At 65.1% G+C, this 3,934-nt stretch carries 3 protein-coding genes; 1 reads left to right on the forward strand and 2 read right to left on the reverse strand.

What is annotated here, in order from left to right:
- Window positions 1-1,311, reverse strand: a 1,311-nt coding sequence (locus C446_RS17060) for an extracellular solute-binding protein (RefSeq protein WP_083861157.1), incomplete at its 3' end; no start/stop codon positions are given.
- A gap of 260 nt (window positions 1,312-1,571) precedes the next feature.
- Complete coding sequence (gene trmB / locus C446_RS17065; RefSeq protein ID WP_006674386.1) at window positions 1,572-2,636, reverse strand: HTH-type sugar sensing transcriptional regulator TrmB; 1,065 nt, start codon at window positions 2,634-2,636, stop codon at window positions 1,572-1,574.
- Between the two features lie 183 nt (window positions 2,637-2,819).
- Here trmB and C446_RS17070 point away from each other — a divergent pair, with 183 nt between their 5' ends.
- Complete coding sequence (locus tag C446_RS17070; RefSeq protein ID WP_006674387.1) at window positions 2,820-3,911, forward strand: mechanosensitive ion channel family protein; 1,092 nt, start codon at window positions 2,820-2,822, stop codon at window positions 3,909-3,911.
- Window positions 3,912-3,934 lie beyond the last annotated feature (23 nt).

Genomic DNA, 3,934 nt, shown 5'->3' on the forward strand with positions numbered 1-3,934 from the left:
GATGGCGTTCTCGCCGGCCAGTCGAAGCTGCTCCGTATACCGCGCGATCGGGCCGATCTCGTCGGGGTCCGCCTCCTCGACCAGGTCGACGTTCGGCGGCAGAAAACCCTGTAGTTCGAAAATAGTGAGCATGACGTCCTCGTGGGTGAACGCCTCGAGCACCTCGAGTGCGAGGTCCTCGCGGTCGGTGTAGGGGCTGAGCGTCAGATGCCAGCCGCCCAGCGCGGCGGCCGTCCCGCCGACGCCCTCGAACGCCGCCTCGTCCGCGGTGACGGCGTAGGGCTGCGTCATAACTCCCAGATCCTCGCCGAAGGCCTCGTCGGCACCGGTCTCGGCAATCGCGAACGGCCAGTTGCGGTGGGCGACCGCGTCGCCGCCGGAGAACGGTCCCAGCGACTCCTCTTCGGACCACTGGACGATTGCGGTCGGACTGATCCGTGGGTAGTCCGCGAGTGCGTGCTCGTCGTCGTCGCCGTGGACGAACGCCCGCAGCATCCGGATGGCGTCGAGGACGGATTCGTCCTCGACCGTGACCGGGCGATCACCGGCGGTAAAGAGAGTCTCCGCGCCACCGAAGTAGCTGCCGCCCCAGGTCGTCATCACCTCGTTGAACGAACAGCACGCCAGGCCTTCGTACGCGGCCGCCTGCGTGGTGAACCCGAAACCGAGATCATGCTCCGAGCGAGCGTCGGCGACCGCGTTGGCGAACTCCTCCCACGATGGTGGGTCGGTAGCCCACTCGCCCGTGTCGTAGCCGACGTCTTCCACGAGATCTTGCCGATAGAGCAGCATCCCGAAGTCGGGAAACAGCGGGAGCCCGTGGAGGTTGCCGGTCTCGGGATGGCGTGCGGTCTCGAGGGCCTCCTCGAGGTACTCCGACTCGATGCGGGAGACGATGTCGTCGGGGAGCGTGTCGGTGAGGTCGGTCGTCTGTTCGCGCAGAATGAACGGGATCGTCCACCCGCTGTCCATCATGTGGATGTCGGGGGGCGCACGACCCGCTTGCAGGGTCGACTGGGCTTCCTGCATTCGCTGGGCGGAGTCGCTGACGACCGTCTGGAGTTCGACCTCGATATCCTCGTCGAGACCGGCGTCCCACAGGGCCTGCTGGACGGAGGGTTCGCCCTCCGGCGTGTGGAGGATCTCCTCGAAGTCGGTGGCACCGGTCATCACGACGGTCCGTGGACCTCGTCCCCGGCCCAGACAGCCGGCGACCGCGATCGTTCCTGCCGTGGCCACCGCGGACGCGCCAGCGACGAACGTGCGGCGGGACGACCTGCCAGGGTGCTGTCCCGAACTCTCGTCTCCCATCCGAAGGGAGTACACGTCGTTCGGATGCATAACTGACAGGCTTGCACGGCTCCGTGTCCCGTGACGGTCACTCGAGCCGACGGACGTAACCCTCGATTACCAGCGGCGGTTTCCCGGTGAACGGACCACTCGGTCGGTGGGGGTTCGAAAGACAGCAGTGACGGGACCGAGAACCAGGACGAGGAGGACGAGGAAGACGAGGAGAACGCGGACTGAAAACGGCGCTGGTGCGGCGAAGGGACGATCGACCTCGCCAGCCCTCACTCCTCGAGAGCCGGGGGTTCGTGGCGACCGATGTGGATCTCGTGGGCCTCCAGATCCTCGAGCGCGGCGACGCGGCCGCCGACGGTCACTTCGTGTCCCTCGTCGTTCTCGAGGGTCATGCTCGCGACTTCTTCGCTGACCTCGAAGGAGACGTCGATAATGCGGCCACGGACGATCTGGGTGTCGCCGAGTTCGACATCACGCCCTTCGATCGTGGCGTAGAACTCGCCGCCTTCGTCGATGACGTCTTTCACGCAACGGCGGATGGAGGCGTACTTGCGGGGATAGGTCCGTGCCGCACCGTCTTCTGCCAGCGTGCGTTCGGCTGTCGTCCAGAGGACGGTGCCGAAGAAGCCCGAAACCAGGAACCCGAGCGCCGATCGGTTGAAGATGACGCCGTACCGATCCTGGTCGTCACGCAGCGCGTCCTGGGTCGCGTACACCGAGTAGTTGCCGTCCGCGACGGCGACGACCGGCGTCGTGATCCCGCGGCGTGCCCGGGCCGTCGTCGCCACCGAGAGGTAATCGTACTCGGACGGCTCGGGTGCTTCGCTCGCCGGCGTCAGGATCAGGTCGACGCTGACGCCCGCGTCGACGGCCGCTGCAAGTTCGTCCTCGAACCGGGTCAGCAGGTCGGGGGTCAACGACAGGGAGAGTTCGTACTCCGCAGCGTCGATGACCTCCTCGAAGTACCGCAGGATCGTCGACCGGGATTTGACCAGCGACACGGCCTCGGTGTCCCGGGCGGGGGCAGTGTAGCGGGCCTCGAGTTCGTCGATCATCTGCTCGAGGGAGCTCTGGACGTCGTCGAAGGCTTCGGCCGGGTCGATCGCGACGACTTTCATCGGACGGGACTCGCGCAGCTCGACCAATCCGCGGTCGCTGAGGCTGCGAACGGTGTCGTAGACGCGGGGCTGGGGAATTTCGGTTCGATCGGCGATCTCGCTTGCCGTGAGCTGTCCCTGTTCCAGGACGGTGAGGTAGGCGTCGATCTCGTACTCGCCGAGGTTGAACCGATCCCCGACGCGCTCGACGGTCGAGCGCAGTTCGTCTGGTGCCATACGGACCGCTACGGTTCCGATTGGTAAATGATTTATTATGTACCGAGTAGCACCTATTTTCGAAATGGCGTTGTCACTGCCTGGACGGCAACAACTGGCCGAATGCAACGGGATGATGAGGGTCGTACGGCGGAACTGGGACCGGTCAGAACTCTTAACCACGGTGGCGCTGAGTGTGTTCCTATGTATGGCGTTCTCCAGAGCGCGGAGAACGAGTCCGGTTCGACCACCGAAACCCCGGGGGACGAGTCCGTTCCCGCGACCGATGCGACCGACGGCGTCGTCAACATCTCCGGGTCGTTTCCCACGATAGAGGAGATCGCACTCGCGCTCATCGTCCTCGTGATCGGCTGGTTCGTCTCGAAGCTCGTCGTCCGGATGACCGGTCGGACGGTCGCCCAGCGGATCGAGCGCCCCAGCGTCACACGGACGGTGCTTCGCGGAGTCAGGGCCTCGGTCCTGCTGGTTACGGTCATCGTCGTCGCGTACATCCTCGGGGTCAGCGGCGGCGAGATATTCCTCTCGGTGACCGTGATCTCGGCCGTCATCGCTGTCGTGCTCGCACCGTTGGTCAGTAGTTTCATCAACGGCTTCTTCGTCCTCGCCGACCGGCCCTACGAGATCGGCGACATGATCGAAATCGTCGACGAGGGTCACCGCGGGTTCGTCGAGGACATCACGATCCGGTACACGAAGATTTTCACCCTCGAGAACACGTTCATCGTCATCCCTAACTCGGAGATTCAGCAACGCGACGTGGTCAACTACTCGGCGGAGGACGAACGTACCCGCGTTTCGGTGGAGTTCGACATCACCTACGAGAGCGACCTCGAGGCGGCCCAGAAACACGCCGAGCGAGCCGCCCGAAACGTCGAGACAGTCATCTCGGGCGGCCCCGACATCAGGGTCGGTAGCGCCCGGTACGCGGCCGCACCAGTGTGTGCCATCGACGAGTACGGCGACGACGGTATCGTTCTCGTGTTGTACTTCTGGATCAAGAACCCCTACAAGCAGGCTATCGTCCGGTCGGACGTCCAGGAAGCGATCCGTGACCGGTTCGCAGACCTCGATGTCGAGTTCGCGTACCCGCACCGTCACCACGTCTTCGACGACACCAGCGGGGTCGCCCGGATGGCCGTCGACGATTACAGCGCGGAGCCACGTCCCGACTCCGCTCGGGTTCCGAACCCGGACGGGGGACGGGACGGGCGCGGTGCCGGTCCGAACGAGCCGGTCGAGCCCGACACCGACCGCGGTACCGACCGGGGAGAGTAGCGGGTCTTCCCACGAGCGGACGG

This window comes from Halobiforma nitratireducens JCM 10879 (assembly GCF_000337895.1).
In the GTDB taxonomy this organism is placed as follows: Archaea; Halobacteriota; Halobacteria; order Halobacteriales; family Natrialbaceae; genus Natronobacterium; species Natronobacterium nitratireducens.